General features: G+C 53.4%; 19 protein-coding genes and 1 pseudogene. 8 read left to right on the plus strand and 12 right to left on the minus strand.

Features of this window, described 5'->3' with window-relative positions; translation table 11 throughout:
• Positions 1-16 precede the first annotated feature (16 nt).
• The 7 genes from KTT_RS04665 to KTT_RS04695 form a co-directional block, all read right to left on the minus strand.
• Positions 17-841: an ABC transporter permease gene (locus KTT_RS04665; protein ID WP_126594874.1), complete on the minus strand. Its 825-nt coding sequence runs from the start codon at positions 839-841 to the stop codon at positions 17-19.
• A 15-nt stretch (positions 842-856) separates the two neighbouring features.
• Positions 857-1,795, minus strand: coding sequence for an ABC transporter ATP-binding protein (locus tag KTT_RS04670; protein ID WP_126599422.1), 939 nt, complete (start codon positions 1,793-1,795; stop codon positions 857-859).
• Between the two features lie 318 nt (positions 1,796-2,113).
• Positions 2,114-2,311: a hypothetical protein gene (locus tag KTT_RS04675; RefSeq protein WP_126594875.1), complete on the minus strand. Its 198-nt coding sequence runs from the start codon at positions 2,309-2,311 to the stop codon at positions 2,114-2,116.
• Between the two features lie 179 nt (positions 2,312-2,490).
• A complete protein-coding gene (locus KTT_RS04680; RefSeq protein ID WP_126594876.1) occupies positions 2,491-2,850 on the minus strand; it encodes a hypothetical protein in 360 nt (119 codons plus the stop codon).
• A gap of 112 nt (positions 2,851-2,962) precedes the next feature.
• Positions 2,963-5,440 carry a DUF4129 domain-containing transglutaminase family protein gene (locus KTT_RS04685; RefSeq protein WP_126594877.1) on the minus strand — a complete coding sequence of 826 codons (2,478 nt, stop codon included), beginning with the start codon at positions 5,438-5,440 and terminating at the stop codon, positions 2,963-2,965.
• A gap of 5 nt (positions 5,441-5,445) precedes the next feature.
• Entirely contained in the window at positions 5,446-6,657 is a 1,212-nt protein-coding gene (locus tag KTT_RS04690; protein WP_126594878.1) for a DUF58 domain-containing protein, read from the minus strand.
• A gap of 2 nt (positions 6,658-6,659) precedes the next feature.
• Complete coding sequence (locus KTT_RS04695) at positions 6,660-7,631, minus strand: AAA family ATPase (protein WP_126594879.1); 972 nt, start codon at positions 7,629-7,631, stop codon at positions 6,660-6,662.
• A 306-nt stretch (positions 7,632-7,937) separates the two neighbouring features.
• On the opposite strand from KTT_RS04695, the gene KTT_RS04700 reads away from it, so the two are divergent.
• The 4 genes from KTT_RS04700 to KTT_RS04715 all read left to right on the plus strand — a co-directional run bounded on the left by KTT_RS04700 (position 7,938) and on the right by KTT_RS04715 (position 11,094).
• Positions 7,938-8,246, plus strand: coding sequence for an acylphosphatase (locus KTT_RS04700; protein WP_235845601.1), 309 nt, complete (start codon positions 7,938-7,940; stop codon positions 8,244-8,246).
• Between the two features lie 28 nt (positions 8,247-8,274).
• Positions 8,275-8,565 (plus strand): Asp-tRNA(Asn)/Glu-tRNA(Gln) amidotransferase subunit GatC, encoded by a 291-nt coding sequence (gatC, locus tag KTT_RS04705; protein ID WP_126594880.1) that lies wholly within the window; start codon positions 8,275-8,277, stop codon positions 8,563-8,565.
• 5 nt (positions 8,566-8,570) lie between these two features.
• Positions 8,571-10,028 carry an Asp-tRNA(Asn)/Glu-tRNA(Gln) amidotransferase subunit GatA gene (gene gatA / locus KTT_RS04710; protein ID WP_126594881.1) on the plus strand — a complete coding sequence of 486 codons (1,458 nt, stop codon included), beginning with the start codon at positions 8,571-8,573 and terminating at the stop codon, positions 10,026-10,028.
• A 91-nt stretch (positions 10,029-10,119) separates the two neighbouring features.
• Positions 10,120-11,094, plus strand: a complete 975-nt coding sequence (locus KTT_RS04715) for a D-alanyl-D-alanine carboxypeptidase family protein (RefSeq protein WP_126594882.1) — start codon at positions 10,120-10,122, stop codon at positions 11,092-11,094.
• 55 nt (positions 11,095-11,149) lie between these two features.
• Here KTT_RS04715 and KTT_RS04720 read toward each other — a convergent pair whose 3' ends face one another.
• The gene (locus tag KTT_RS04720; protein WP_126594883.1) at positions 11,150-12,148 is read right to left on the minus strand and encodes a sugar phosphate isomerase/epimerase family protein; all 999 of its coding nucleotides are present in this window, start codon (positions 12,146-12,148) and stop codon (positions 11,150-11,152) included.
• A gap of 274 nt (positions 12,149-12,422) precedes the next feature.
• On the opposite strand from KTT_RS04720, the gene KTT_RS04725 reads away from it, so the two are divergent.
• From KTT_RS04725 to mfd, 4 genes and pseudogenes are all read left to right on the plus strand, one after another.
• Positions 12,423-13,679: a metallophosphoesterase family protein gene (locus KTT_RS04725; protein WP_126594884.1), complete on the plus strand. Its 1,257-nt coding sequence runs from the start codon at positions 12,423-12,425 to the stop codon at positions 13,677-13,679.
• 12 nt (positions 13,680-13,691) lie between these two features.
• Positions 13,692-14,246, plus strand: a pseudogene (pth, locus tag KTT_RS04730) (aminoacyl-tRNA hydrolase); the annotation flags it as partial.
• 415 nt (positions 14,247-14,661) lie between these two features.
• The gene (locus tag KTT_RS04735; protein ID WP_126594886.1) at positions 14,662-15,633 is read left to right on the plus strand and encodes a helix-turn-helix transcriptional regulator; all 972 of its coding nucleotides are present in this window, start codon (positions 14,662-14,664) and stop codon (positions 15,631-15,633) included.
• Positions 15,634-16,155: 522 nt separating this feature from the next.
• Positions 16,156-19,695: a transcription-repair coupling factor gene (gene mfd / locus KTT_RS04740; protein WP_160145639.1), complete on the plus strand. Its 3,540-nt coding sequence runs from the start codon at positions 16,156-16,158 to the stop codon at positions 19,693-19,695.
• A gap of 168 nt (positions 19,696-19,863) precedes the next feature.
• Here mfd and KTT_RS04745 read toward each other — a convergent pair whose 3' ends face one another.
• The 4 genes from KTT_RS04745 to KTT_RS04760 form a co-directional block, all read right to left on the minus strand.
• A complete protein-coding gene (locus tag KTT_RS04745; protein ID WP_126594888.1) occupies positions 19,864-21,390 on the minus strand; it encodes a hypothetical protein in 1,527 nt (508 codons plus the stop codon).
• 65 nt (positions 21,391-21,455) lie between these two features.
• Complete coding sequence (locus KTT_RS04750; protein ID WP_126594889.1) at positions 21,456-23,717, minus strand: DUF2079 domain-containing protein; 2,262 nt, start codon at positions 23,715-23,717, stop codon at positions 21,456-21,458.
• Positions 23,718-23,921: 204 nt separating this feature from the next.
• The gene (locus tag KTT_RS04755) at positions 23,922-24,935 is read right to left on the minus strand and encodes a glycosyltransferase family 2 protein (RefSeq protein WP_126594890.1); all 1,014 of its coding nucleotides are present in this window, start codon (positions 24,933-24,935) and stop codon (positions 23,922-23,924) included.
• A 211-nt stretch (positions 24,936-25,146) separates the two neighbouring features.
• Positions 25,147-25,920: a glycerophosphodiester phosphodiesterase gene (locus KTT_RS04760; RefSeq protein ID WP_126594891.1), complete on the minus strand. Its 774-nt coding sequence runs from the start codon at positions 25,918-25,920 to the stop codon at positions 25,147-25,149.
• Positions 25,921-26,013 lie beyond the last annotated feature (93 nt).

The raw sequence follows: 26,013 nt of genomic DNA on the forward strand, positions 1-26,013 counted from the left end.
CATTAATAAGAAGATGCTAGCCGTTGCGCTTCAATTTGCCGGTACGCTTGGCGTAGCGCTCAGCCATCCTGAAGATCCACATGCCGACAGGAATACTCACCGCGCCCGTGATTAATAGCGGCCAGATGTTGCTCCAGACCTCGGGCGACCAGAGCTCCTTGCCCGACAATAGTCCGGCGCGCAGCCCGTTGAGCACATAGGTGGCGGGCGAGAGCCAGGATAAAGGCTGCATCCAGGCCGGCAGAACGGTCACTGGATAGTAGACGCCCGAAACCAGCAGGATCACCGCGCGCACAATAAAGGACATCTGCATGCCCTTCTCGGTATACAGTAGCGGCAGGACCGAGGTGGCGATGCCAAAACCGATAAACGAGATGCTCCCCAGCAGCAGCATAAACACAACCGTCAGATAGTTGGCGTGGCTAAGATCGAGATGGAAAAAGAGGACCACCACGATCAACTGCAGGGCTGTAAACAGCAGTCCGTGTACGATGGCGTACCAGCAGCTTCCAATCATATGCGTCAAACGCGAGATGGGAGCCATGAAGGTATATTCGATCGTCCCTTCCCAGTGCTCAATGTTGATGACATCGGTCACGCCATCAAAGGTCACGCTCAAATAGGTCCAGACTGATGTACCAATCAACAGGTACAGGATCATATAGTTGACCTGGGCCGGCTTCAGGTCGGGCGTGGCCTGCGCGATAAACGTTATGCTGAGCGCGTTCACCACATTATAAAAGAGCCAGACCACCTCCCACGCCCAGTAACGCTTGGTCAGATTCCAGTTGCGCTCAAAAAACGCAAAGCTGGCACGCGCCTGATGCAACATCGACGACATAGTAACAACTCTCCTTTAACTATTCTCTTCTTCTTCACGCCGGGCCTCGTACACCTCGAAGGCCTTCTCCCAACTACCATAGCGCTTCACATCTTCCTCTGTGATCAGATGGGCCGCGGTATAGTGCATAAACACTTCGTTCATAGAGACCAGTTCAGTCTTACCATGGAGAGCGGTCACGGCGCGCTTGAGGGCCTCTGTCTCCCCTTCAGCGACGATGCGTCCCTTGTCGATAATAGCCACTCGATCGCACAGGGCCTCGGCCTCGTCCATATCATGGGTCGTGATCAGGATGGTCGCGTCATGCACATCGCGCAACTCATTGACGAAGTTCTGTACATCGATCTTTGAGCGCGGATCAAGCCCGGTGGTGGGCTCATCCAGCAACAATACAATCGGCGAGGTCAAAAATGCGCGGGCGATAGCGACCTTCTGCTGCATACCACGGGACATATTCTCCAGCGGAGCATCGATGCGATCGGGCTTGATGCCCAGCCGCGTCAAAATCTCGCGGATGCGCTTGCGCGCCTCTGCCCCATTCATGTTATAGAGGCGGGCCGCATAGATCAGATTCTCCATCGGAGAGAGCTTCTTGAAGAACGACGCCTCTACACTCACGCGATTGATCAACCGCTGCACCGTGTATTCGTCCTTGACCACGTCGTAGCCAAAGATGCGTACCGAACCCTCATCGGGAATCAGCAGCGTAGACATCATGCGGATCAAAGTAGATTTACCAGAGCCATTAGCGCCCAAAATACCAACGATCTCACGGCGTTTGACCGTTAAACTGACATTGTCGACCGCGCGTATCTCCTTTTTCTGCTCCTTCTCCGGCGCTTTCTTCCGTGAACGACTCCATAACGAACGGGATTTTTTAAAGACTTTTGAGACACCATCAATAACGACCGCATCATCAGCCGGATCAATAGTGATATTTTTTAACAGTGGCATAGCCGCAATATCAAGGATAGACAAGAGTTTTCTCCTTTGGAATAAGCACACCTATCAGAACATTCTCAAGTCTAGATCAACGCGGCGACCTCGACATCGAACCTTCGAACAGGCTAGATCTGTCCAACCAGACAGTGACAGTTTCCATACTTCTACCATTACATTCCCAAACGCATGCCTCAAAACGACATACCATCCTCCATTCATCAGCGAAACGACAATTCAGACCTTCAGAAAAAACACAATAAAAAACCGTGGACTGGATCTGCTTCACCAGTGCCCACGGTTGGAGGGTTGCTCTTACATTTGACGCGCCTGCTAGCGTCTATCAGGCGGTCTCCTCCTGGAGATGGGCACACTGGTCCCCTGGGCCATACCGTTGGGGCGATGCGTCAGGACAACAAAGCCTGAGGCATACAAGCCTGTGGTGGCGCCGGGCACAGCATGGGTATCGTGACCAAAAATAGCGGCGCGCTCGCGCGGCACAGCATAGGGAAGTACACGATTGTTCAACATGCCAGCCATCTCCTTTCATAAAAATCGGCGAAAAAGGCAGAAAAAAATATCTCACAGTAAGTGAGAGGTATTGGGGATCACACATGTAATCCCCACTGCTTCCAAGTATACGGAATATACTTGTTCTATGTCAAGGGAATATGATAACAAGTTTTATTTTTGTAAACGCCAGGTAAGTATTACTTCTCTTTCAGATAAGACCGTAATTTCCCCTGCTGAATTACCTGCACCAGTTCGACATGGCGCTGGAGTGCTTCCTCAGGATCACTAAAGACATACTCACACAGGGGTAAACGCACCAGGGTATGATACCCACCCTGCTGGGGGTAGATGGTTGTGACATAATCACGGCCAAAGTTGCGGTCCGCAAATGTCGCCACGACATATTGCTTGTGGTCCGGGGCAATCGCGATGTGGCGCGCCAGGTCCAGCGTCTGCAGGCGCACAGGAGGCGCACCCGGGATCTCTAATTCCCGTTTTTCGGGGATCTGTAATGGAATGAGCGTTTGCTCGGAACTGACTACTTCATTTTCTGACATGGAATCCTCCTACCAAATTATTAGCTCGAAAAAGTGCAGCCCACAGTTAAGATGACAGGAGGCCGCAACCTATAGTGTACGAAAATGTACCGTGGAGGTCAAGCAGTCTATGCTAAAATTCTAGCCGCATCTTCTTGCGCTTCTGCCGCCTCGCCTGCAGGCGTTTGTACTGCCTACCGATAGCATCGGGCACGCGACGCAGGAAGCGAGGATGTCGAGCCACGTAAAAGAACAGTCGTCCCCGCAAACGCTTCCACATGGCCGGCAACTCGCTGTGTTCCCCTGATCGCCGCGGATGTTCTACGCTGTCGGGGTCAGCCCAACGCTCACGCACAAAGATATCCCCTAGCCGCTCCAGGGCCTGCGCATCTTCTTTTGAGGTCAGGACCGAACCCGCCAGGCTATGCAGGTATTCATAGGGTGTCTGCGATGACTGGCGCTCAATGCCAGCCCACTCAGCCAGCGTACAGATACGGCCATAGATCTGGGCCGCCATGCTATAGCGGCTGAACAGGCGCCGCCACCAGAACGCAAAGATCAGCGCACCCAGCAAGATTACTACCAGTATACCCCCCAGGCCGATACGCAATGGGCCCTGCAACACGTCCTGCGACTGGTTAGCACCTGATCCACCGCTTCCACTATCAGCAGGGTTATCAATATTGCGATTACGGCGCGCTTTATTTGTAGCCGAAGGCAGGGTAACACTGTTCCCACCCGGGAGAGGCGCGCTGGTGCTATATTGATCAGGCTGTGGACGCTCAAACGTTTTAAAGCTGGCCGAAGGCTCAAAGTTAATCCAGCCATAACCGGCGAAGTAGACCTGGGTCCAGCTATGGGCATCCACTCCACGAATAGTATACTGCCCATTTTCATAGGTCCCCGGTGCGTATCCGGCGACCTCACGAGTTGGAATGCCCAGCGAGCGGGCCATGAGCGTCATGGCCGTTGAAAAGTAGTTACAATAGCCATCGTGGTTCTTATTCTCAAAGAGGAACCAGAGCACAGGATCAACCCCGGCCGGGGGATGAATATTGGTATTATAGGTATAATGCTGACGCAGATATGTTTCCAGCGCCGCCGCCTTATCATACATGGTTGTGGCCTTTGCCTGCGTCACTATCTTTTGCGCCAGGTCGTGGATACGCTTATCCTTCTGGAGATAGTCAGGAACCTGGGTAAAATCTTTTACCGTCTGAGGATTAAAGTAGTCCACCGGGGGCAACTGATCGGGTGCCTGGCTCGGATTAAAATTGGGCGCATTGGCAGGCATAGGAATCTCGCGCAGCGATACGGTATCGGCCGACGAAGCCGTAGAGATCACGGTATAGTGCGTACCGGCCGCCAGAGCATTGTTGTTATCACCCAGCCAGGCGATGATACCGCCGCTGCCATCCAGCACATTAGCCGGCAGAGACATCTGTACAATATCCGATGCACCCACCAGGTACGGCTGTTGCTCACCGGGGGCCGCAACGACCTCGATGGTCTGCTTGACCGTATGGGTCTTCTGCGTGCTGTTCGACAACGTCGTATTGGCGGCAATATGATATTTCTGATTGTCATAGACTATCGACCAGCCATGGTCATAGGTATCATACGTCACCAGGGTCAGATACTGAGGTTGAACATCATCGATCTTCACTTTAAAGACGATATCCTGCGTCAGATTAGGGTTACCGCCAAGCACCAGGGTATCTTTAAAGTTGCCATGGTTGGCCGCGACGTTATCCGTGGAACCTACAGAATTAAAGATGCTAGAAAATTGTCCTAACGGACCATTGGGCGTCCAGATCTGGGCCAGGTGCGACTCCTCATAAGAACTGGGGAGGAGCCAGGAGAGCACGAGGATGCTTACGGTAATAAAAATGCCGGTCTGCATCACGTCCCAGCTCAGGTCATCTGAGTAGCGCAAACCTTTGCGCTGCCAGCCGTGGATCGCCTGGTGGAGGTTAAAGCGTAACAGCAGGACCAGAGCGGCCAGCAAGAAGATCACAAGCAGGATAATGTAGGGCGCAATGACATTGTTTAAATTGAAGACAAGCACGACGGCATTCATGATCACCATCAGCCAGGGAAGATGCCAGCGATACAGACACAGTACACTACAATACGCCAGCATAGAACAACTGAAAACGATAAAGAAGAAAAGGATAGAGCTATCGAAATTAAAATTTCCGTTGAATATCAGGCTGCATCCATGCAGTAGCGCTTGCCAGCTGGCGGAGACATTACCTTCATAGAAAAATCTGGTCATCTGCCAGTAGGAGAAGGCAAGGCTCAGTAGTGTAAACAGCGTATAGACCAGAGCAGGCGCAAACCGCTGTTGCTTGGCCGACCAGAGCCCGAGCAATAAGGCGATAAAGGTGGTAAAAGTTAGCACGCTCAGGTTATCAACCCAATCGGCGGCTTGAATACACCAGGTCACACAGTACACCATTAAAGCTATTAAGAAAAGAGAGAACCAGCCCTCTTCAAAGTAGTGTGCAATTCCTCTATTGCTGCTAACCAGCTCATTAACGTCATCCTGTCGTCTCCTGGATGGATCGGTAATCAGCTTTGAGAGACGTTCCATCGCCGCATTGCGCATTACGCTTACCTCTGTTGTAGTGCACGCACATCAGTACCCGTTTCTAAAATTTGAGTAATAGGTTCACCACGTTTGACGCGCATAACCGGGACGCCCGAACCTTCCAGCAAAGCCAGTGTATCTTCATCCGGTGGCTGCTCTATAAAAGAGGCTGCATCCAATCCTAGAACGGCGGTCTGTACTCCACGCAGTTTCAAGTGACGCAAACTCTCATGCCAGTCACGCGAATTTGATGGTGTAATCACGATGGCTACCGCGTTACGCCCAAAGTGGAAGGCATCCATAGCCAGGGCTTCTTTCAGATCTGGCCCATCACCCGCCGTAACGACAGCCAGCAATTCCAGCGCGCGCTCGATCTGTCGCTCACCTCGATCCAACGGCAACATCTCTCTACGTTCACCATTCACAATCATACCCACGGAAAAATCCTGCCGCAAAAGATAGGTAGCCAGGGTAGCGGCGATCGTTACGCCGTATTCCTCAGTCGATTCACTGCCCTCGCCGGCCTGCACAGCGGAGTGAAGATCCAAAAAGATCCAGGCATCAATGGCTGGGTCAAGGTCAAACTCTTTCACCATCAGCTTGTTATAATGCGCACTGGAACGCCAGTGAATACGATTGAGCGCATCACCGCTGGCGTATTCACGGATAGTGGTGGGAGTGGTGGTGGTCTGTAATGCACGGCGTGAGCTCCTGCCACGTCCGGGCAGACCACCGGTAAACAGTGCAAAATTGGATAAGGGATAGACGCGCGGCAAGACCAGTATTTCCTGCGCGGGCGCCAGCACGATGCGACGGCGAAACAACCCGAAGGGATCTCCACTCATAGCCATCACGGGCCCAAGCTGGAAGCGTCCGCGTCGCTGACACACACTGCGCGCGCGCCAGGTGGCCCGCTTGCGCCCTCCCATGCTGGCCACATACCCGGCCCAATGTCCGGGTAGGGTCGAGCCATCAGCGATCTGCACCCATAATTTGGGAAAGGAGCTCAGGTTATCAAGCGTCAAACGCTCATCAAAATACTCGCCTACCTGAACGCGTCCGGCCACAGAGGTGCGGCGAAATACCATCTTGAGCAGGCTGAAGCGAGTCCAGATCCAGGATAGGATGAACAGGACCAGGAGCACATACGTCAAAACGTAGAGGACCTTCCAGGCACTACTGATGGCAAAGAAAGCCAGCACGAGAATCAGTAAGAATACTTGCCATGGACGCATAGCTAGCGCCCCCTTCCACCACCAACCCACGCGTTTGGCACCGGCACCGATTGCAAGATCTCGTCAAGAATTTGCGCCGAGGTCACAGAGCGTACGCGTGCAGCAGGAGTGACAATAATACGGTGTGCCAGGGTCGGCTTGACCAGGAGCTTGATGTCATCGGGAATGACGTAGCCGCGACCACGTATAGCGGCCAGAGCCTGGGACGCACGGAACAGGGCCAGCGATCCGCGTGGGCTCACACCCAGATAAATATTCTGATGGTTGCGGGTTGCGTTGGCCAGGGCCACAATATACTCTCGAATCGATGGATCAACATGTATGCTACGCACCTGCTGCTGAATCAAGACCAATTCATCAGCAGTCATAATCTGGGCCAGGTCCTCAAGCGGATGATGGTGTTGATGACTATCCAGAATATTGATCTCGTCTTCGGCACGCGGATAACCGAGCTTAATACTCATCATGAAGCGGTCCAGTTGCGCCTCGGGCAAAGGAAAGGTACCTTCATATTCAATCGGGTTTTGCGTCGCCATCACCATGAAAGGTTGGGGCAGCTGATAGGTCACACCGTCTACCGTAATCTGAGCTTCTTCCATTGCCTCAAGCAAAGCCGACTGGGTTTTGGGAGTGGCACGATTAACCTCGTCCGCCAGTACAATCTGTGACATGATCGGTCCGGGACGAAACTCAAAATTGCCCGATTTCTGGTTATAAATAGAGACACCAGTCACATCACTGGGTAACAGATCAGGGGTAAACTGGATACGTTTAAAAGAACAACCAATCGAACGGGCGATAGCTTTAGTAAGCACGGTTTTACCTACGCCCGGCACATCTTCAATCAAAATATGACCGTGGCAAATTACCGCGATTAAGCTGAACGCAACGGGCTCGGCTTTGCCAACAATGACCCGTTCAACATTGCCGATCACACGCTGTACAGCGGCTGCAAGGTCTTGTACTGACTGCATTAATCACTCCACAAGAGGTTTTATCGAAGCTGGCGCATCGATAGTTATCTGATCCATTGAAATGCGATAGACGAAAAGCGGTGTTTATTATGGTATCACTTACTACCTCAATAACACAATGATAGTCATAAATTTGCTGTATAAAAAACAGTGCACGAACATTCCTAACTAATACGATGCGCCATATGTTTTTGTTACAGCCTTCCATATAATGATACGTCTATCCTGAATCCTATATCTCATGCATAGCAAAAGTACCCTCCTTCATTCTATGAAAGGGACTATCCTCAAAGGCGAGTCTATGCTATGATGGAGGCTATGAGCCAGAACAATCCGAACCCAAAAGAAGAACTTTACGCAGTGGTAGTCGGACTTGTGCAGGGCGTAGGCTTTCGTTATTTCGTTGTCGAAAAAGCACTTCCCCTGGGGTTACACGGGTACGTCCGCAATGATAGCAGTGGCGACGTTGAAGTAGTCGCGCAGGGGACGCGTCCCGCGCTCGAGCGTCTGCTGGCCCTGCTGCGGCAGGGTCCCTCGGCAGCACAGGTGCAGGATGTACGTGTAACCTGGAGAGAACCTACGGAACATATAAATGGCTTCCACGTCCGATGGTAGCAAGCAGGTTATATAGAAGAGGAACAGTATGATTGATCGCGAGACGGTACAAAATGTCGCCCAACTCGCCAGGTTGGGGCTAAGCGAGGAAGAGGTCGACATGTTTGGGACCCAACTTTCTGCTATTCTAGACCATATCCATATTTTGCAGGAAGCGGATGTGAGCGGTGTTTCCCCAACAGCGCATGCTTCTCGCCTCACCAATATCACACGTGAGGATCTCCCACGACCATCCTATCCACCCGAGGTGTTGCTGGCGAATGCGCCCGATCAGGATGAGAACTGCCTGAAGGTCAATGCGGTACTGGAGGAGGAATAGGATAGATGACAGAACTCTATAAGCTCAGCATTTCTGAAGCTGGCGCGCTCTTACGCCAGCGTAAAATTTCTGCAGTCGAACTGACGCAGGCCCACCTGGATCGTATCCGTGAGGTTGAGCCGAAGGTGAAGGCATTCACCCTGGTGACGGATGAGCTGGCTCTGCAGCAGGCACGTGAGGCTGATAAGCGCCTCGCCAGCGGCGAAAATATCCATCCTCTGACCGGCATTCCGCTGGCCATTAAGGACGTGATCTGCACCAAAGGGATCACTACTACCTGTGGTTCACGCATGCTGGAAAACTTCAAGCCGCCCTTCGATGCCACGGTGATGCAACGCCTGAATGCTACCGGCTTCGTTATGGTCGGTAAGACAAACATGGACGAGTTTGCCATGGGTTCGTCAACCGAACATTCGGCCTTTTTCCCAACCCATAACCCCTGGGATTTAGAGCGCGCTCCTGGTGGCAGTAGCGGTGGCTCCGCCGCAGCGGTGGCCGCCGGCATGGCGATGGGTTCATACGGTAGCGATACCGGCGGCTCAATCCGCCAGCCAGGATCGCTCTGTAATCTGGTTGGACTCAAGCCAACCTATGGGCGCGTCTCGCGCTTCGGCCTGGTCGCCTTCGCATCCTCGTTAGACCAGATTGGTCCCTTCGCGCGCAGTGCTCGTGACGCGGCGATCCTGCTGCAGGCAATCGCTGGCCATGACCAGCGCGATGGCACGAGCTCACCCGAGCCGGTACAGGACTATGAGGCCGCGCTTTCCGGAAGCATTAAGGGATTGCGCATCGGCGTACCCGAGGAATACTGGGTTGAAGGCACACAGCCCGAGGTCATTGAGACGACGAAAGCCAACATCGAACGCCTGCGCGAACTGGGTGCCGAGATCAGCCCCGTCTCCTTGCCGCATACCAGATATGGCGTCGCTGCCTACTACATTATCGCGCCAGCTGAGGCCAGCTCAAATCTTTCCCGCTACGATGGCGTGAAGTATGGCTATTCCTATCGCGATACCAGCGACATGTGGGAAGCGATGGAGAAGACGCGTGAGTATGGCTTCGGAGCCGAGGTAAAGCGCCGCATCATGCTGGGAACATACGCCCTCTCGGCCGGCTACTATGACGCCTATTATAAGCGCGCCGAAAAAGTGCGTACCCTGATCAAACAGGACTTTGACCGCGCCTTCGAGAAATTTGACGCCCTGGTCAGTCCCGCCTCACCCACTGTGGCCTTCAAGATTGGTGAGATATCCGATCCCTACCAGATGTACCTGCAAGACGTCTTCACCATACCAGCCAATCTGGCCGGCATCTGTGGCGTCTCCATCCCTGGTGGCTTCAGCGAAAATCTGCCGATCGGCCTGCAACTGCTCGGCAACGTCTTTAAAGAAGATGTGATCCTGCGCATCGCCGATGCCTTTGAGCAGGTAACCGATTATCACACCCAATGGCCCGGTTTATAAACTGCCCATTCGAGCGCTCTGCCCTTCTTCATGGGTCTATGGCAAAGGGCAGGGCGCTTCTTTTCTAGAAAAAACGAATAGGTACATTATAATGAAACGCCGTCTTCTTGCACTCTTATTGATATGTATCGCTATATTTCTTCTCATTCTGGTACCTATCCTCGCCTTTACCCCGCTTGGGACCGCACTACAGGGTGGCGCACAGTCGACAACTTCACCCACAGCGATACCCCGGCCGCGCTCTTCACCCACCCCAATCCCAACCGCTCAACCCGTTCTGACAGCCAGGGGAACAGCCCCCGCGACAGACGCGACGGCCGAGTTGCTGCTTGATGCTGATACCGGCAATGTTCTCTACGAAAAAAATGGGGAGATGCCGCTCATGATGGCCAGCACCACCAAAATCATGACGGCGCTGATCGCAATTCAGACGGCCGATCTTGAGCGTCCCATACACGTGCATCAGGACGCGATTGATCGGGTCATCCTCGATGATGGGAGCAGCGCGGGTCTACAGGTAGGGGATGTCGTGCCGCTCAAGGAGATGCTCTACGCGCTAATGCTGCCCTCGGGCAATGACGCGGCCTACGCGATTGCCGATGAACTGGGCGGAGGCGATCGAGCAGTATTCATCAATCATATGAACCTCTTCGCGCAACGCCTGTACCTGTACCAAACCCACTACAGCAGTCCAGATGGACTGACAGGAGACAGCACGACACACTATACGACGGCTTATGACCTGGCCAGGTTGAGTCGCTACGCCATGAGCATTCCATTGTTCGCCGCCATCGTACATACGCAGACGTATACCGCCCATGTTGGCGGCAGAACACTGGTCTGGACCAATACAAATAAGTTGCTAGGCAATTATGCCGGGGCGACCGGCATCAAAACCGGTCATACCTTTGCCGCCGGCTACTGCCTGGTCTTTGCCGCCACCAGCCACCAGCACCACCTGATTGGGGTCCTGCTCAATAGTCCGGAAGAGACGCAGCGCAACATCGATGCCGCCGCGCTACTGGATTGGGGCTTCCACCTGCCCATGCTACCACCCAGAGAATAACATACACGGAGGGCAACCAGATAGCTACCTGATTGCCCTCCGTCGTCGTACAGCCTTATTTTTTGCTGAAGGCGGCATCGAAGGCCACGTTGGAGGGCGCAAAGTCGGAGCGGCGCACAAAGGCCAGCGCGTCCTGCGCTCCATACTCGCGATCCATACCAGAATCTTCCCATTCGATTGAGAGGGGACCCTGATAACCAATGCGGTTCAAGGTGCGAATGATCGACTCAAAATCAACGTCACCATGTCCCGGCGAGACAAAGTCCCAACCGCGCTCAGCCTCACCGAAGTTGAGATGAGAGGCCAGAATACTGCGGCGCCCGTTGAGATGGCGCTTGGAATCTTTCACGTGCACATGATAGATGCGATCCGCGAACTCAGCCAGGAAAGCTGCCGAGTCCAGGAACTGAGGCACCAGGTGGCTGGGGTCGAAATTGATACCAAAGCCGGGGCGATTATTGATCGCATCCAGTGTCTTACGCGTGGTCACAAAATCATAGGCGATCTCGGTCGGATGGACCTCTAACGCGAATTTGACACCCTCCTGGTCGAAGACGTCGATGATTGGATTCCAGCGATCAGCGAAATCCGCATAGCCGCGCTCAATCTGAGCAAAATCATTGGGTGGGAAAGAATAGAGCATATGCCAGACGCTTGATCCGGTAAAACCGGTGACGCGGTCAACACCAAATTTAGCGGCGGCGCGCGCGATATCTTTCATGCGCTCGGCGGCACGTTTGCGCACACCTTCAGGTTCGCCATCACCCCATACCTCTTTGGGCAGAATGTTCTGGTGCCGTGGATCAATCGGATCGCAGGTCGCCTGGCCAATCAGATGAGCACCAACGGCATACACCTTCAGGTTGTATTTGTCTAAAATAGCGCGCAACGACTCGGCATAACCAGGCTCGTTGAGGATACGAACTTCGTCAAAATGCTGGCCCGAGGTCGCCAATTCCAGACCATCAAAGCCCCAGCGGCTCACTTTGGCGGCTAATTCCTCCAGGGGCAGGTCACCCCATTGACCAGTAAAAAGTGTGACAGGTCGTGCCATTACGTCCCCCTTACAAGTTTTCATTAAGCGCCCGATCGATCAGGCTGCATATACGCTCTCAAAGCGGCCGCACTGCTCACCGGGCAACTACACCATTGTTCGTACTTGAGTATACCACATGCACCTGAACACGTCTGACTGCCAGGAAGTTGTATCTACAGTGACTGGTGGCCCATTTTCAGGTCAAGATTGGTAGGCTACTAGTAAGGTTGCTATAAACATGATAAAATAACCACACTTACAAGTATCATATATTTTGAATAGAGTATGCTGCATGCGTTACGCGATCTTTACCGATATTCACGCGAACTTAGAAGCACTAGAAGCAGTGCTCGCGAAACTTGATGAATTAGCTCAAGAGGAACCCATTGATGAGCTCTGGTTTCTAGGAGACCTGGTCGGCTATGGGCCCAATCCTAATGAGTGCATCAAGAAATTGCGCGAACGCACTGACGTTATTATTGCTGGCAATCACGACTGGGCTGCAGTTGGCAAGCTGGATCTCGATGATTTCAGCGAGGCTGCACGCATCTCTGCCGAATGGACGGCTACCCAGCTTACGGAAGAGAATCGCGCGTTCCTGGCCAATCTACCGGAACGGATCCAGAAGGGTGAATGCCTGCTGGTACACGGCAGTCCTTACGGGCCACTCTGGGAATACCTGACGTCAGAAGTGCTGGCTGAAAGAAGCTTTCAGCACTTCAATAGTCGTTACTGCTTTGTGGGGCACACTCACGTGCCGGTCATTTTTCAACAACCGGATACCCTGTCCAACACCCCGACCAGCCCATTAGCAAATGGTGAGGTAATGGGGAGCCTGGCTGATGAGGAAACGGCAGCGCTGGAAGCGGTTGATGGGGCATCTCCTTCCAACATATCAGAGAAACAACGGGACAATGAGGCAACCACCGTAGGGGCTACGCGGCAACAATCCCAGACCACGCAGTCGGCCGATAAAACCGAGAGCGCCCATACCGAAACAGAGCAGATTCAAAACCTGGTCGCCGACGCGGCCGACGCCATAGCGGATCTGCAGCATCAGATTGCCGACGATGCTCCCGAAGCCAATCCAGAGACTCCTTCTGAATTAAAAGAGATCATCACCAACCAGGAAGCCAATGAGGATGCAGATGATGATGAGGCGCTGGATAGCGAAGAGGATGGAGCAGAAACAGATGACGAGTATTCCTCTGAAGAGGCTATCCAGGATGCTGAAGACCTCATTAACCAGGAAATTGAAGAGCTCTTAACCCTGCTGGGACTCAGCCAGAGCATGATTGAGGTTACGAATGAGATGCTGGTGCCTCCGGAAGGTTCGTGGCAGGCACCCGAAAACTATCGGGCCATTGTCAATCCCGGCGGCGTTGGTCAACCACGCGATGGTGATCCGCGCGCGGCCTTCATGATCTATGATACCAATGGTGGCTTCACTTTTTATCGCATATCCTATTCATTTGAGAAAACGCAAGAAAAGATTGAGAAAGCGAAACTACCGCAATACCTGGCTACACGCCTTGCTTACGGTCGCTAATCAGGAATTCCAATGAAATTAATTATTGGCCTGGGCAATCCGGGCTCTCAATATGAAAAAACACGCCACAACGTGGGCTTCCATGTTGTGGATTTGCTTGCGCATACCTATGCATTCCGCTGGGAACGACGTGGTCGGGCCGTGATCGCCAGCGGCACCATTGGGCATGAAAAGGTGGTGCTCGTAAAGCCAACCACCTATATGAACAATAGTGGAGAGGCCGTTGGTGAACTGGTACGCTGGTTTAAGATCGCGCCCGAAGATATCCTGGTCATCTATGATGAGCTCGATCTACCTATAGGCCATATCCGTCTGCGCGCCCGTGGTAGCTCTGGCGGACACAATGGGATCAATAGCTTGATCAGCCACCTGCATACCAACGAATTTCCGCGCCTGCGTGTTGGCATCGGTCGACCCGCCAATAAGCATATCGATACGATCAATCATGTACTGGGCGTTCCGGCAAGCTCCGAGCAGATCGAGCTAGAGATCGCCGAAAGCAAAGCAGCCGAGGCGGTACCTCTCTACCTGGAAAAAGGGCTGGACGCCGCCATGAATATCATCAACGTAGATCCCGAAGCGCAACGCAAGGCCGAAGAGAAACGCCGCCTCAAACAGGAGCGCCGCGAACAAGAAAAGAAGCGCAAAGAAGAAGAGTTTGCGCGGCAGGCTGGCGCCCAGGCGGGTCTCCCTCCTACAAATAATCAACCCACATCAAACTGACTGGCGCCCCTGAGGGCGTTGCCTGGGGCGCTACGCGCCCCATATTTTATTTAGGGTTCCTACAAAATAGGTGCCAAGGGCACCTATTTTGTAGGAACCCTAAATAAAATATGTTTGAGCGCTGTAGGCGCGTAGAGTCAGGGGCCAAAGGCACAAATGCCGGCGGCGCGCATGCATACATACTCTTGCACAGCATGCAAGGATGAACTACAATTGAACGGAAGTTCTTGCCGAACTCTTGCTGGTAGATGGAGAAAAAATGTATCATCCAAGCACACGCTTGCTAACCATCCTGGACCTCTTGCAGATGCATCCCTATTTAAGTGGAGAAGACCTGGCCCGGCGCCTGGAAGTTGAGCCGAGGACGGTACGGCGCTACATCGGAATGCTTCAGGATATGGGGATGCCAATAGAGGGGAGCCGGGGACCTGGTGGGGGCTATCGCTTACGTCCGGGATTTAAATTGCCGCCCCTTTTGTTTACAGAAGAAGAGGCTACCGCAGTCATGCTAGGGCTGCTGGGAACATCCTGGCTAGAAATCGATCTCTCGGCAATGGCAGTAGAAGGTGCGCTGGCCAAGGTATATCGCATACTACCGGCGAAAGGTCGTGAGCGTCTGCAAGCTATCTCAACCAATATGATGCTTTCTCCTCAACAAAAGGATACGCGCCCCGACTCCTCGCTACTGGTTCGTCTGAGCGAAGCGGCGCACGCCCATCGACGTGTAACGATAGCCTATAGCTCACACCACAATCAGGCCAGCACACGCATGATCGAACCCTATGGCATCGCGGGATGGAAAGGGCACTGGTACGTGGTGGGCTACTGCATGCTGCGTCAGGCGTATCGCATGTTTCGGCTGGATCGCATCCACCAGGTAGAGATCCATGAAGAAACATTTGTGCCCGATAAAGATTTCGATTACCAGGACTACATCCTGAAACACCTGGTTACGGTCCCCCTCAGGTGGCTGATCGAGGTAGAATTTCAGGAAGAGTTTCATCTGGTACAACATAAAATTCCTTCGGCGCATGGCAAGTTGACGCTCACCCCAACCGGAGTACTCTTTCAAACCCATCACGTCGACCTGCCATCGATGGCTCGCTACCTGATGAATCTCAACATTCCATTTGTAATCCACCAGCCGCCCGAGCTACGCACCGCCCTGCTCGAGCTGGCCCAGGAGATGGTGCGCATCGCACGTGCTGGCTTCGATACTCATGCAGAATGAGTCTGACTTTGTCACCCTGGTGGCCCGTGATAACCGCACCCGCGCGTCCACTGCGCAGACGCACTGGTTGTATATTGGTGCCTGGGGTGCGTATTCGCGCACCCCAGGCACCAATATACAATGGGCTCGTGAGCGCCGCAGGTGCGAAACCTCATACAGACTGTGGGCGATGAGCATGGGTGTCAGACACATTCGCAGAGCATATCTGACACCCATGCTCATCGCCTATGGATTGCATGCGTTTTCGCACCTGCGGTGCCCAGCGGCCGCGTAGCGGACGCGTGTGCTGGGACGCTCATGTACCCCGGTAAGGTAAAGCTCACACTCGCAACAGAGACAACTTCAAAAGCGTTTGCTGAAATTTATACTATAATGTTTGAAATCGTTCTGTGATAAGACAAAAGAGGCAAATTGTACCGCTCTGTCTAGACGAGAGCCCGGGTAGTACGGTATGATAACTAAAGTATGGAACAAGGGCACGGCAAACGACACCCCCCACGGCAGGCACGGAGGGGGTGCTGTTTGTACTGTCTAGTGCTGGAGGTCGAATTGACATTACAGGGTTTATTAACACTGCTGATACAACGGCCAGAGTTTCGCCGTTTACAAGAAAAAATACAACATGCTGAGGGGATTCCTGCGCTCACCGGCATCACCGAGGCCGCACGTCCCTATATCGCCGCCAGCCTGGCGCGTGCGTTAAAGCAGCCCATGCTGATTGTTGCCAGCGATGAGGTAGAGGCAACTCAAATGACCGAGGTACTCAAAGCCTTCGTTCCTAATCCCAGCGATGTCTTTTGCCTACCAGATCGCAATGCTCTTCCCTACGAGCGCTTGATTGGTGACGCCCTGACCACTCAGCGCCGTATGCAGGCGTTGATTGCCATGGTTGAACGGGAGCGTACCCCTGTTGTTATCTGCTCGGCGCGTGCGCTTACCCAGCCGGTGATTCCGCCCCAGGAGCTCTCGGCATCCTTGTTCCGCTTACAGACGGAACAAGAAACAGATCTCAATATGCTGATCGAGCACCTCTATAACCTTGGCTATGAACCTGTCGCAGAGGTAGAGGAAACGGGCCAGTTTAGCCATCGTGGCGGTATCATCGACCTGTTTCCACCAACGCTCCCACGACCGGTGCGCGTCGAGTTCTTTGGCGACGAAATTGAATCGATCCGTACTTTTGACCAGGAGACACAGCGCTCCCTGAATGCTATTGAGTCGTGTATTGTTGGACCTGCGCGCGAGGCGCTTCCCGGTCGAGGAGCCATAGCGGCTAAAGAACTATCCCAGTTGGATAGTCGCACACTACACAAAGATGCTGAAGAACGCTGGAAACATGACATTGAATTGCTTGCCCAGCAGCGCTCGTTTGAGGATATCGCCTTCTATCTGCCCTACCTGCATAGCCCGGCCAGTGTGCTGGATTACCTGCCATCCAATGGCCTGCTGATTATAGATAATCCGGCCAGTGTGCAAAATCATATCCAGGAACTGGATCTGCAGGCGCAGGACATAAAAGAGCAACATGAGAAAGAACACGAGAATCCAGTTCGTCTGCGCACCGCCTGCCTGGAATGGAAACAGTTGGAGCCACAGATTCAGCAGCGGCGTCAACTACGTTTTGCCGACATTCTCTCGACCGCTGAGAGTGAATTTGATATGCGCCAGCAGGGTGGAACGGAAAATTTAATTCCCCCGTGCAGCAGCGCCAATTCATATGGCGGCCGCCTGCGGGCATTTGTGCAGGACTGCCGTAAAGCGCTGGATAACCGCGATCGCGTGATCATTGTAACCATGCAGGCGCGACGCATGGCCGAGGTACTCAGCGATGAAAGCATTCTACACGATCAAACCATTGAGGTCAGCCCTGGCACCAATATCAATCAATTGCCAGAAGCCGGCACGCTAACACTGATCCAGGGACAACTTACCGAGGGCTGGCAATCACGCTCATTGGCGCTCTATATCTATACCGATACAGAGATCTTTGGCTGGTCGAAACGGCGCAATGTCCAGCGCCGCAAACCGGTCACGCCAGCCTCGTTCCTGGCTGAGGTCAATCCCGGCGACTATGTTGTTCACCAGGAACACGGTATCGGACGCTTCGAAGGACTGGTAAAGATGAATCTCACCAGCGTCGAGCGCGAGTATCTTTTAATCCATTATGCAGGAACGGACAAGCTGTACATTCCAACCGATCAACTCGACCGCATTACACGCTACATAGGGATGGGAGATGCGGTTCCCGCTTTGAGCAAGCTAGGCACCACCGAATGGACGCGTGCGAAATCCAAAGTGAAAGAGAATGTGCAGGATGTCGCCCGTGAACTGCTGCGCCTCTATAGCGTGCGCGAAGCGGCACAGGGACATGCCTTTCCACCAGATTCGGAACAGCCATGGCTACAAGAACTGGAGGACGCCTTCCCCTACCAGGAAACACCTGATCAACAGCGAGCAATCGATGAGGTCAAGGCGGATATGGAGCTGCCACGGCCCATGGATCGGCTGGTCTGCGGCGATGTAGGCTACGGCAAAACGGAGGTCGCGCTCCGAGCCGCCTTCAAGTGCGTACTCGATCAGCGCCAGGTCGCCATCCTGGTTCCTACCACAGTCCTGGCCCTACAACACTACAACAACTTTAAGGAACGCCTCAAAGCCTATCCTGTTCGCGTTGAGCTGCTCAGCCGCTTCCGGTCCGAAAAGGAGCAAAAGCAGATCCTGGAAGATCTGGCCATGGGGAAAGTAGACATTATCATCGGCACCCATCGCCTGCTGCAAAAAGACGTGGTCTTCTTGAATCTGGGCCTACTTGTCGTCGACGAAGAACAACGCTTCGGCGTCATCCATAAAGAGCGCCTGAAACAACTGCGGGCGGAGATCGACGTCCTAACAATGACTGCCACGCCTATTCCACGTACGCTGCATATGTCGCTGGTCAATCTACGTGACATGAGCATCATTGAGACGCCGCCGCAGGAGCGCCTGCCCATTCGCACGACGATTCGCGAGTATGACGATGCGCTGATACGAGAGGCCATTCTGCGCGAGATCGACCGGGGCGGCCAGGTCTTCTTCGTGCATAATCGCGTCCAGGGCATCCAGGTGCTGGCCCAGAAATTGCAACGCCTGATTCCGGAAGCTCGTATCATCGTTGGCCATGGGCAGATGAATGAAGAACAGCTTGAACGTGTCATGGTTGGCTTCTCCAATGGAGATTACGACGTACTGATCTCCACGACGATCATTGAAAATGGACTGGACATTCCAAATGCCAATACAATTATCGTCAATAATGCCGCTTTCTTCGGCCTCTCACAACTCTATCAGTTACGTGGACGCGTGGGACGTGCTACGCAACAGGCCTATGCCTACTTCTTCTATGGCAAAAATGCCAGGCTGACACCGGTACAGGAAAAACGGTTGCGCGCCATCTTCGAGGCAACCGAGTTAGGAGCCGGATTCCGCATTGCCATGAAGGACCTGGAGATCCGAGGCGCAGGCAGCTTGCTGGGCGCGGAACAATCAGGTTTTATGAATTCAGTCGGCTTTGATCTCTACTGTAAGCTGCTGTCAGATGCTGTTCAGGAACTACAGGGTAAGCAAGCGGAAATGGGAATACCCTCGACCTCAGTCGATCTCCCAGTCGATGCCTACCTACCCGACGAATACATCGGCGATCGCACGCTCAAAGTCAATTTCTATCAGCGCCTCGCCAATCTCAAAGGTCCCGAACAGGTAGAGGCCATGGCAGCGGAGATGACCGACCGCTTCGGACCCGTACCCGAACCGGTGCACAATCTGCTTGAGCTAGTCAACCTGAAAGTCGAGGCGGCACAGTTGGGATACGAGGCCATCGCCATCAAAGACAATGAACTGATATTAACGGTCAAGCGCAACGTGGTTCCTAACCGCATCATGCTCTACCGTCGCTTCCGCAACGAGGCACGTGTCCAACAAGGAGTCATCCGCATCCCTCGCCGCCTGCTAGGATCCACCTGGATGAAGCAGCTAAAAGAGCTCCTACCCATCATCACCGCCTCAGCCTCATCCACCGCATCCTGAATACAGGCGGCGACCTGCACACCGTGCCAGCGGCGCTTAAATAGTAATTATGGGATTGTGCAAAATCATGCGCACCGCGCATGATTTTGCACAATCCCATAATTACTAGAGATTGGGGGCGTAGCGCCCCCAGGTCCGGGATAAAAAAAGCGCCCGCTCCACCTTTTTTTACTGGCGGCGTGTATGCATCAGGTGGAACATAAGAGCCTGCTTGTAATCGAGCACGCTTACCAGCCCGGTCTTGATCACCTGGTTGGCCAGATTCAGCAGGGTTGAAACAACCTGCAGACGCGTCTCATCGAAGCGAGCATGTTGCCGTAACATTTCCAGCAACTGGGTAGGACTCTGATTAGAGATCTCAAGGCCAGCTGAAATCGCTTCGACCCGTAACCAGATTACAAGCTGATGGCGCATCTGCTCAAAAATCGCCAGGTCATCTTCGCCTGCCGTCATCACTTCGCGATTTCCGTGAGATGTCGCGGCCGTCAGAGGACTATTAGGGGCAACGGGGAAATTACCGGGAACAGATGCTCGCGTAGCGGCAGGCGCTGCTGGGCTTGCTGGCGGTGCAGCGGCAGGCGTTGCCGGATTTGCTGACGGTGCAGAGACTGCCGGGGCGGGCGCAGTCTCACCTAATGGTGAAGTTGGCGGATGCGTACCATTGCCAGTAGACGTTCTGGTTTGTCTGGAAACCGGCATAGTAGGCGCAGTAACAGAGGTTTGTGCCGGCTGCTGCGTGCTACGATTCACTGGAGCCGCATTTTTATTCTCCTGTGGCTGCGTGAGCGAATCCAATTTGCGCGCCCCAGGCTGGGGAACAGCCGTCTCAGCGGGTCGGCCCGTTCTGGCAGCAGGAGGTGGCATAGTAGCGGAGGCCGCAGCCGCCATCGGTTGGGCAGAGCCCACGCGACCGTCCGCGGCTGGAGCAACTGGCTGGTTCTGACGCTGCGGTGCCACTGGCTTCTTAGCTGCTGGAGCTTCAACGTCGCTTCTCACCGGCTGTTGTACCGAAGGATGACTGGTCGAACTGGGCGTAGCAGCAGGTCGACGAGCAGCCCCGTTGGTCGCATATTGATTGGGAGAACTGGCACCAACCCCGACCGGTGTAGCGACTGGCTGAGCTACAGCGGCAGCGGCCGGTGTGGCCATCGGACGAGCCTCGCCACGAATCTCCTGCATCTGTTGCTGCAATAGCATAGTCGAGCTGGCTATCTGCTCCCATGTCGGCTCAGATCGCCCACTAATACTGGGCGTACTCCATGAGACCACCGGACGCGGACTTCCAAAGGGCGGCGTACCGGGAGCGGGCTTCTGGCCTGTCAGGTGATTGCGCAGATTCTGGGCCACCTTCGCCGCGCACGAGCTAATGAGTAAACGAATATCCGACATTCTACGGCGGCCCTGGTTCCCAAAGAAATTGCGATTGCGTTGCACAAACTGGATAAACAGCCGCTCGATCTGATGCTGAAAATCCGTAGACATGAGGTCAATACGACTCCAGGCAGTAAAATCGACAGAGCTAAGATAGAGCCACACTTCCTGACGCTTCGTACGGTCAACCGGACGCATCTGTAATGACTCGGTGCGATGATCAAAAAAACGTGGATAGCAGAAATTAGCGATCAGCGTCTCAGCTAATTCAGCTTTTAAGCGTGCGACTTCCGCAGGCGGGAGTTGACCTAAATAAATGCCCATCCTACATCCTCTTTCATTTTACTGCGGGCATGCCATAGAGAATTGGTGATGCCGCTCACTATTCATTAGTCGACAATTGTTATTGGCATCAACTGCAGCGTATGTGTACCCTGGTTGGCAGTAACTGTACGCGGTGCATGCAAAACCTGCAACGGCAGCCGAGCTTGTACATCCATTATTGTACTCGATGTCTGTGCTTGTGGTAAAAGGGCAATGGACATCTGTGCTAGCCCATTTGGAATACCACTCTTTTGTAGATTAAACGTGCGAGTCGCGAGTCGCACGATTGAGCCAGCCTTCCAGCTCTGCGTGGGACACCAGGCGAGTTCAGGCATATCCATACTGGCAATATATTCCTGACCGTTGCTCCCCTTCAATAATGTGACCACCTGTAATGGTTGTTTACTCGGCTGCTCCACGCGCCAATAGGTCGTCAGCGATCCATAGCCATTGGTGCGGCTAAAAGGACTACTGGCTCCGACCTCAAAGCCAGCCAGATCCATATGTCCACCGCCGGGCTGCTTAAAATCAACCTGCAATGAATTCATCACCTCTTGAGGCGAAACATATATATTTGAACAGAAGCTCGCCGGAAGATCAAACAGCAGGGATGTCGGGTCGGATGGCTGGCTGTTACCCGAGGACGGTAAAATACGCGGCGCCGGCAGCCCACGCTTCAACAGCATATATCCGTCCTGAGCAGCCAATATACCATAATTCCCACTGGCCAGCACAGTTTTGACCTCACTCGTATATTGCTGAGCTTCAAAATAGGGATAGACATCTCCCGTTACATCTAACAAAACGTATTCAGCCAGCCGATCTGCGGGCCGGCCATTCAGATATTTAGGATCGGCGGCATACGGGAACATATAGATGCTCGTGCGGTGACTCAGGTGCGGCACCAGTTTTGTCTGCGCCGATACCGAAGCATCATCTGGAATCATATCCATAAAATGCCGGGCCAGGTCCATGTGCGGTGTGGTCTGCGGCCATTGAAAACCAATCGAGAATGGCAGCTGACCATGGAAATAATAGTCTGAACGCAAGGCGCTAAAGATAACTCCGACTACCAGCACCCAGGTCAACACGCGGGGCAAGAAACGTCCTATATCGGAGCTGGTCCGCGCCAGAGCGACCCCGCGAACTGCCAGCGCAGCCAGGGCGTGGCGCGCCAGCCAGCGCACAACCACCAGAGCCTCAATGGTAGAAAAAATGATGATCGGAACGACTTCAGCATTATAGTGAAACAAGCCGCTATATTGTTGTGGATTCGAACTCAGCAGGTTGATCGCCAGCGAAGGAACCGCCATGACCAGCACCCACGGAGCCAACATTGGAAGATAGAAGATACCGCCGCCATGCGGTCTGGGAATATAGCCAGCCGGTGCCAGAACTGCGTGAATATACGCCAGGTGATGATACTCAAAGACATACGTACGCAAAAAGGATACCGGGTGCAGAAGGACATCTTTTACCAGAGATCCACCGCCCGCGTTCCCACCATACCGCGAAATCAGCAACGGCTGGCCGGTGGGACTGAAGTGCGGCATGATCACTTTGGTAGCAACCACAAACCAGACCAGTCCAAGCAGCGCCAGGGCCAGTCCACTCTTCCAGCGACGCTGAAAGATGACCGACCAGAGGCCAAACGTCAACACGACCAGCGGGATATCCTCTTTGCAGGCCATCGCTAAAAGCGCAAAAACAAATAGCCACAGCGTCTGACGCGTATACATGAAATAGAGCATAAACAGCAACAAGGAGGCCGTCAGCGTCACCGCGTGAAAGTCTGAGGTCGTTGCCTGTAGCTGAGCCGGATAGATCAGGTAGAGCAGCGCAAAGGCCCCTGCCAGCCACTCATTGCGTAAGCGCAGGCGCGCCAGCCAGTAAGCTGGATAGGCACCCAGCGCCACGATAATCGTCTGAATAACAAAAAGGATACGCGGATCAGACCAGATGTAGTAAAACAGGGAAATAGGAAATAAGATAGGCTCAAAATGAATCGCGAAACGCACGTATCCATCCGGGGAGGCGCAATTGGTATCGTTGATAATATTGCAGATGGTATCGTGCAGCAAATTACCATGGGCAGTATTCCAGATCGACTGATCCATGATACCAAAGTCTTCAGCATTGGTTTGGAAAGCCACGTGCCGACCGCCCATATACAGGATGTAAAAGGCACTGAAGCAGATGACAGCCAGGGTTATCAGGCCCGTCACGATCCAGAATATTCGGGTACGCGGCAACGCCTCTGGAGCAGGATAGGCGCACCACTGATCGCGCAGATAGACCAGGCGCTTACGCCAGATCTCTTTACCCACAGGCGATACCTCTTTCTCTCGTTATAGATACCACCTGTCCAACTGGCAAAGCAGTTCCGCCACCAACGCTCCATATGGCTCGGTCTATCAGCGCGAACAGTTCGGCCCATTGTTTATCCGGACAAAGCACATACTGCACCACCCCAACGGGCAGCCACACCTGACATACCCGTTTGCCCAGAATCGGAAAGCGCATCCGCAGCATTAAACCAGTTCCTGCCTGATACTATATTCTTCGTCGCGCTGGAAAGCATAGTGACGGATCATCTCACTCTGTAAGCCTGCCAGAAAGAATTGCACACCAAAGATCATCAGGAGGATACCGACAAAGAGCATTGGCTGCTGGTGAATTGGCTCATGGATCCAGAAATAGCTGCGCAAAACGATAAAGAGATCGATCAGCACACCCAGCACAAAAGACCAGAAGCCGAGCGGGGCAAACAAACGCAGTGGCCGACGCAGGAAGGTGGTCAGGAACAGAATGTTCATCAGGTCAATCAGGCCCTGAGCGAAACGCTTGGCTCCAAACTTGGAGACACCAAACTGACGCGGATGATGGGTGACCTTGATCTCTGCGACCCGAAAACCACGGGACTGCGCGATGACCGGGATAAAACGGTGGAAGTCTCCATACAGCTTCAGGTGCGGATCTTCAATCACCTCACGCCGATAGGCCTTAAAGCCACAATTAATATCGTGCAGGTGAACACCGGTCAGCTGACTCACCATGCCGTTGAAGATACGCGATGGGAACGTTTTAGAGATCGGGTCCAGGCGAGGGAATTTCCAGCCCGTGACCAGGTCATAGCCCTCATCCAATTTCTCCAGATAGCGTGGAATCTCCTGTGGATCATCCTGCAGGTCGCCATCCATAGTAAACACAACATCACCGCGCGCACGCTCAAAGCCAGCAACCAGACCGGGAGTCTTCCCAAAGTTGCGGCGAAAACGCACCACGCGCACAACGCCAGGATTCTCCTCGTGGAGAGCCTTCAGAACTTCAAATGTTTTATCAGTACTACCGTCGTCTACAAAAATAATTTCATACGATTTACCGAGTTGATTAATTTGCGCCTGAATTCTCTCAAACAGGATACGAACGCTCTCCTGCTCGTTCATCAAAGGAACCACAATCGTGATATCAATATGCCTCGATGATAGTTCAGGAGTAGCCAGCTCAGACGCGTGTTCTTTTATTGCCATTTCAGATTGCTGCATAGCCTCAGATTCTCCACTCACAACCGAGATTCAACCCGCCTAATGGCTGGTATTCGGGGCTCATTATAGCATACCCTTGTGTGTGAACTATAGGATATGGTACCATTGCTCTTTCTGGTAATACAAACGGATAATAATTAAGAACAGACACACTACCGCCCCGACCCATTACTTCATGTGGATGGTATGCGCAGATGCACGTGCGCCAAAGCTAGATCTGCGCGAAAAGATCGGGGCGATCAGTCGTCAACGAATCTACCCCATAAGCCGCCAGTTGCCGCAGGTCCTTTAGGTCGTCAACCGTCCACAATCCCAGTTTAAAACCATTCTGATGCACAATGGAGAGCACTTCCGGGGTGTACAGCTCGCGATCCAGGTGAACCCAGTTACAGCCGGCCAGGGTAATCTGCTTGCATAACTTTACCAGGCCAGGATCATCGGCCATCGGCCAGACCTGCTCACTCACCAGCGCCCCGGTCACCACGCCAGGCATCAGCCGGCGCAGCCGGGACAGGGCCACCCAATCAAACGAGATAATCAGAACCCGATCCACCATCTTAGCTGCCTGCACCTCACGCGCCACCAGTTCAGCGATCCGTGGATAGCGCCCAAACTCGCCATCGCGCTCACTAAACTTGATCTCGATACAAACCTTCATCCGATTGCGCGCCAGCGCCAGCACCTCGCGCAGCGTCGGCATCTGCTCCGTCTGGGGCCAGCCACCCGGAAAATGGGCTGCCGTATTTAAAGAGCGCAGATAAGCAAAATCCAGATCCAGCAGATTCCCCTCACCATCGGTCAGACGCTCAACCGTCGCATCATGAAACACCACAATCTGCCCATCACGGCTCAACTGCACATCGAGCTCGATCATATCAACCGGCATCGTCAACGCATTGCGAAAAGCGGCCAGTGTATTTTCTGGTGCCAGGCAAGCACCGCCACGATGAGCGATGCGCACCAACGAACGTTGAAACATGGCCATAAAAACCCCGCTCACTAAACAGCTAAATAATTAGAACGCCATCATCACGCAGATTATTATACAAAGGCAGAATCCACCATGGCAACAAAGCCA

It is taken from the genome of Dictyobacter aurantiacus, assembly GCF_003967515.1.
Taxonomy (GTDB): Bacteria; Chloroflexota; Ktedonobacteria; order Ktedonobacterales; family Ktedonobacteraceae; genus Dictyobacter; species Dictyobacter aurantiacus.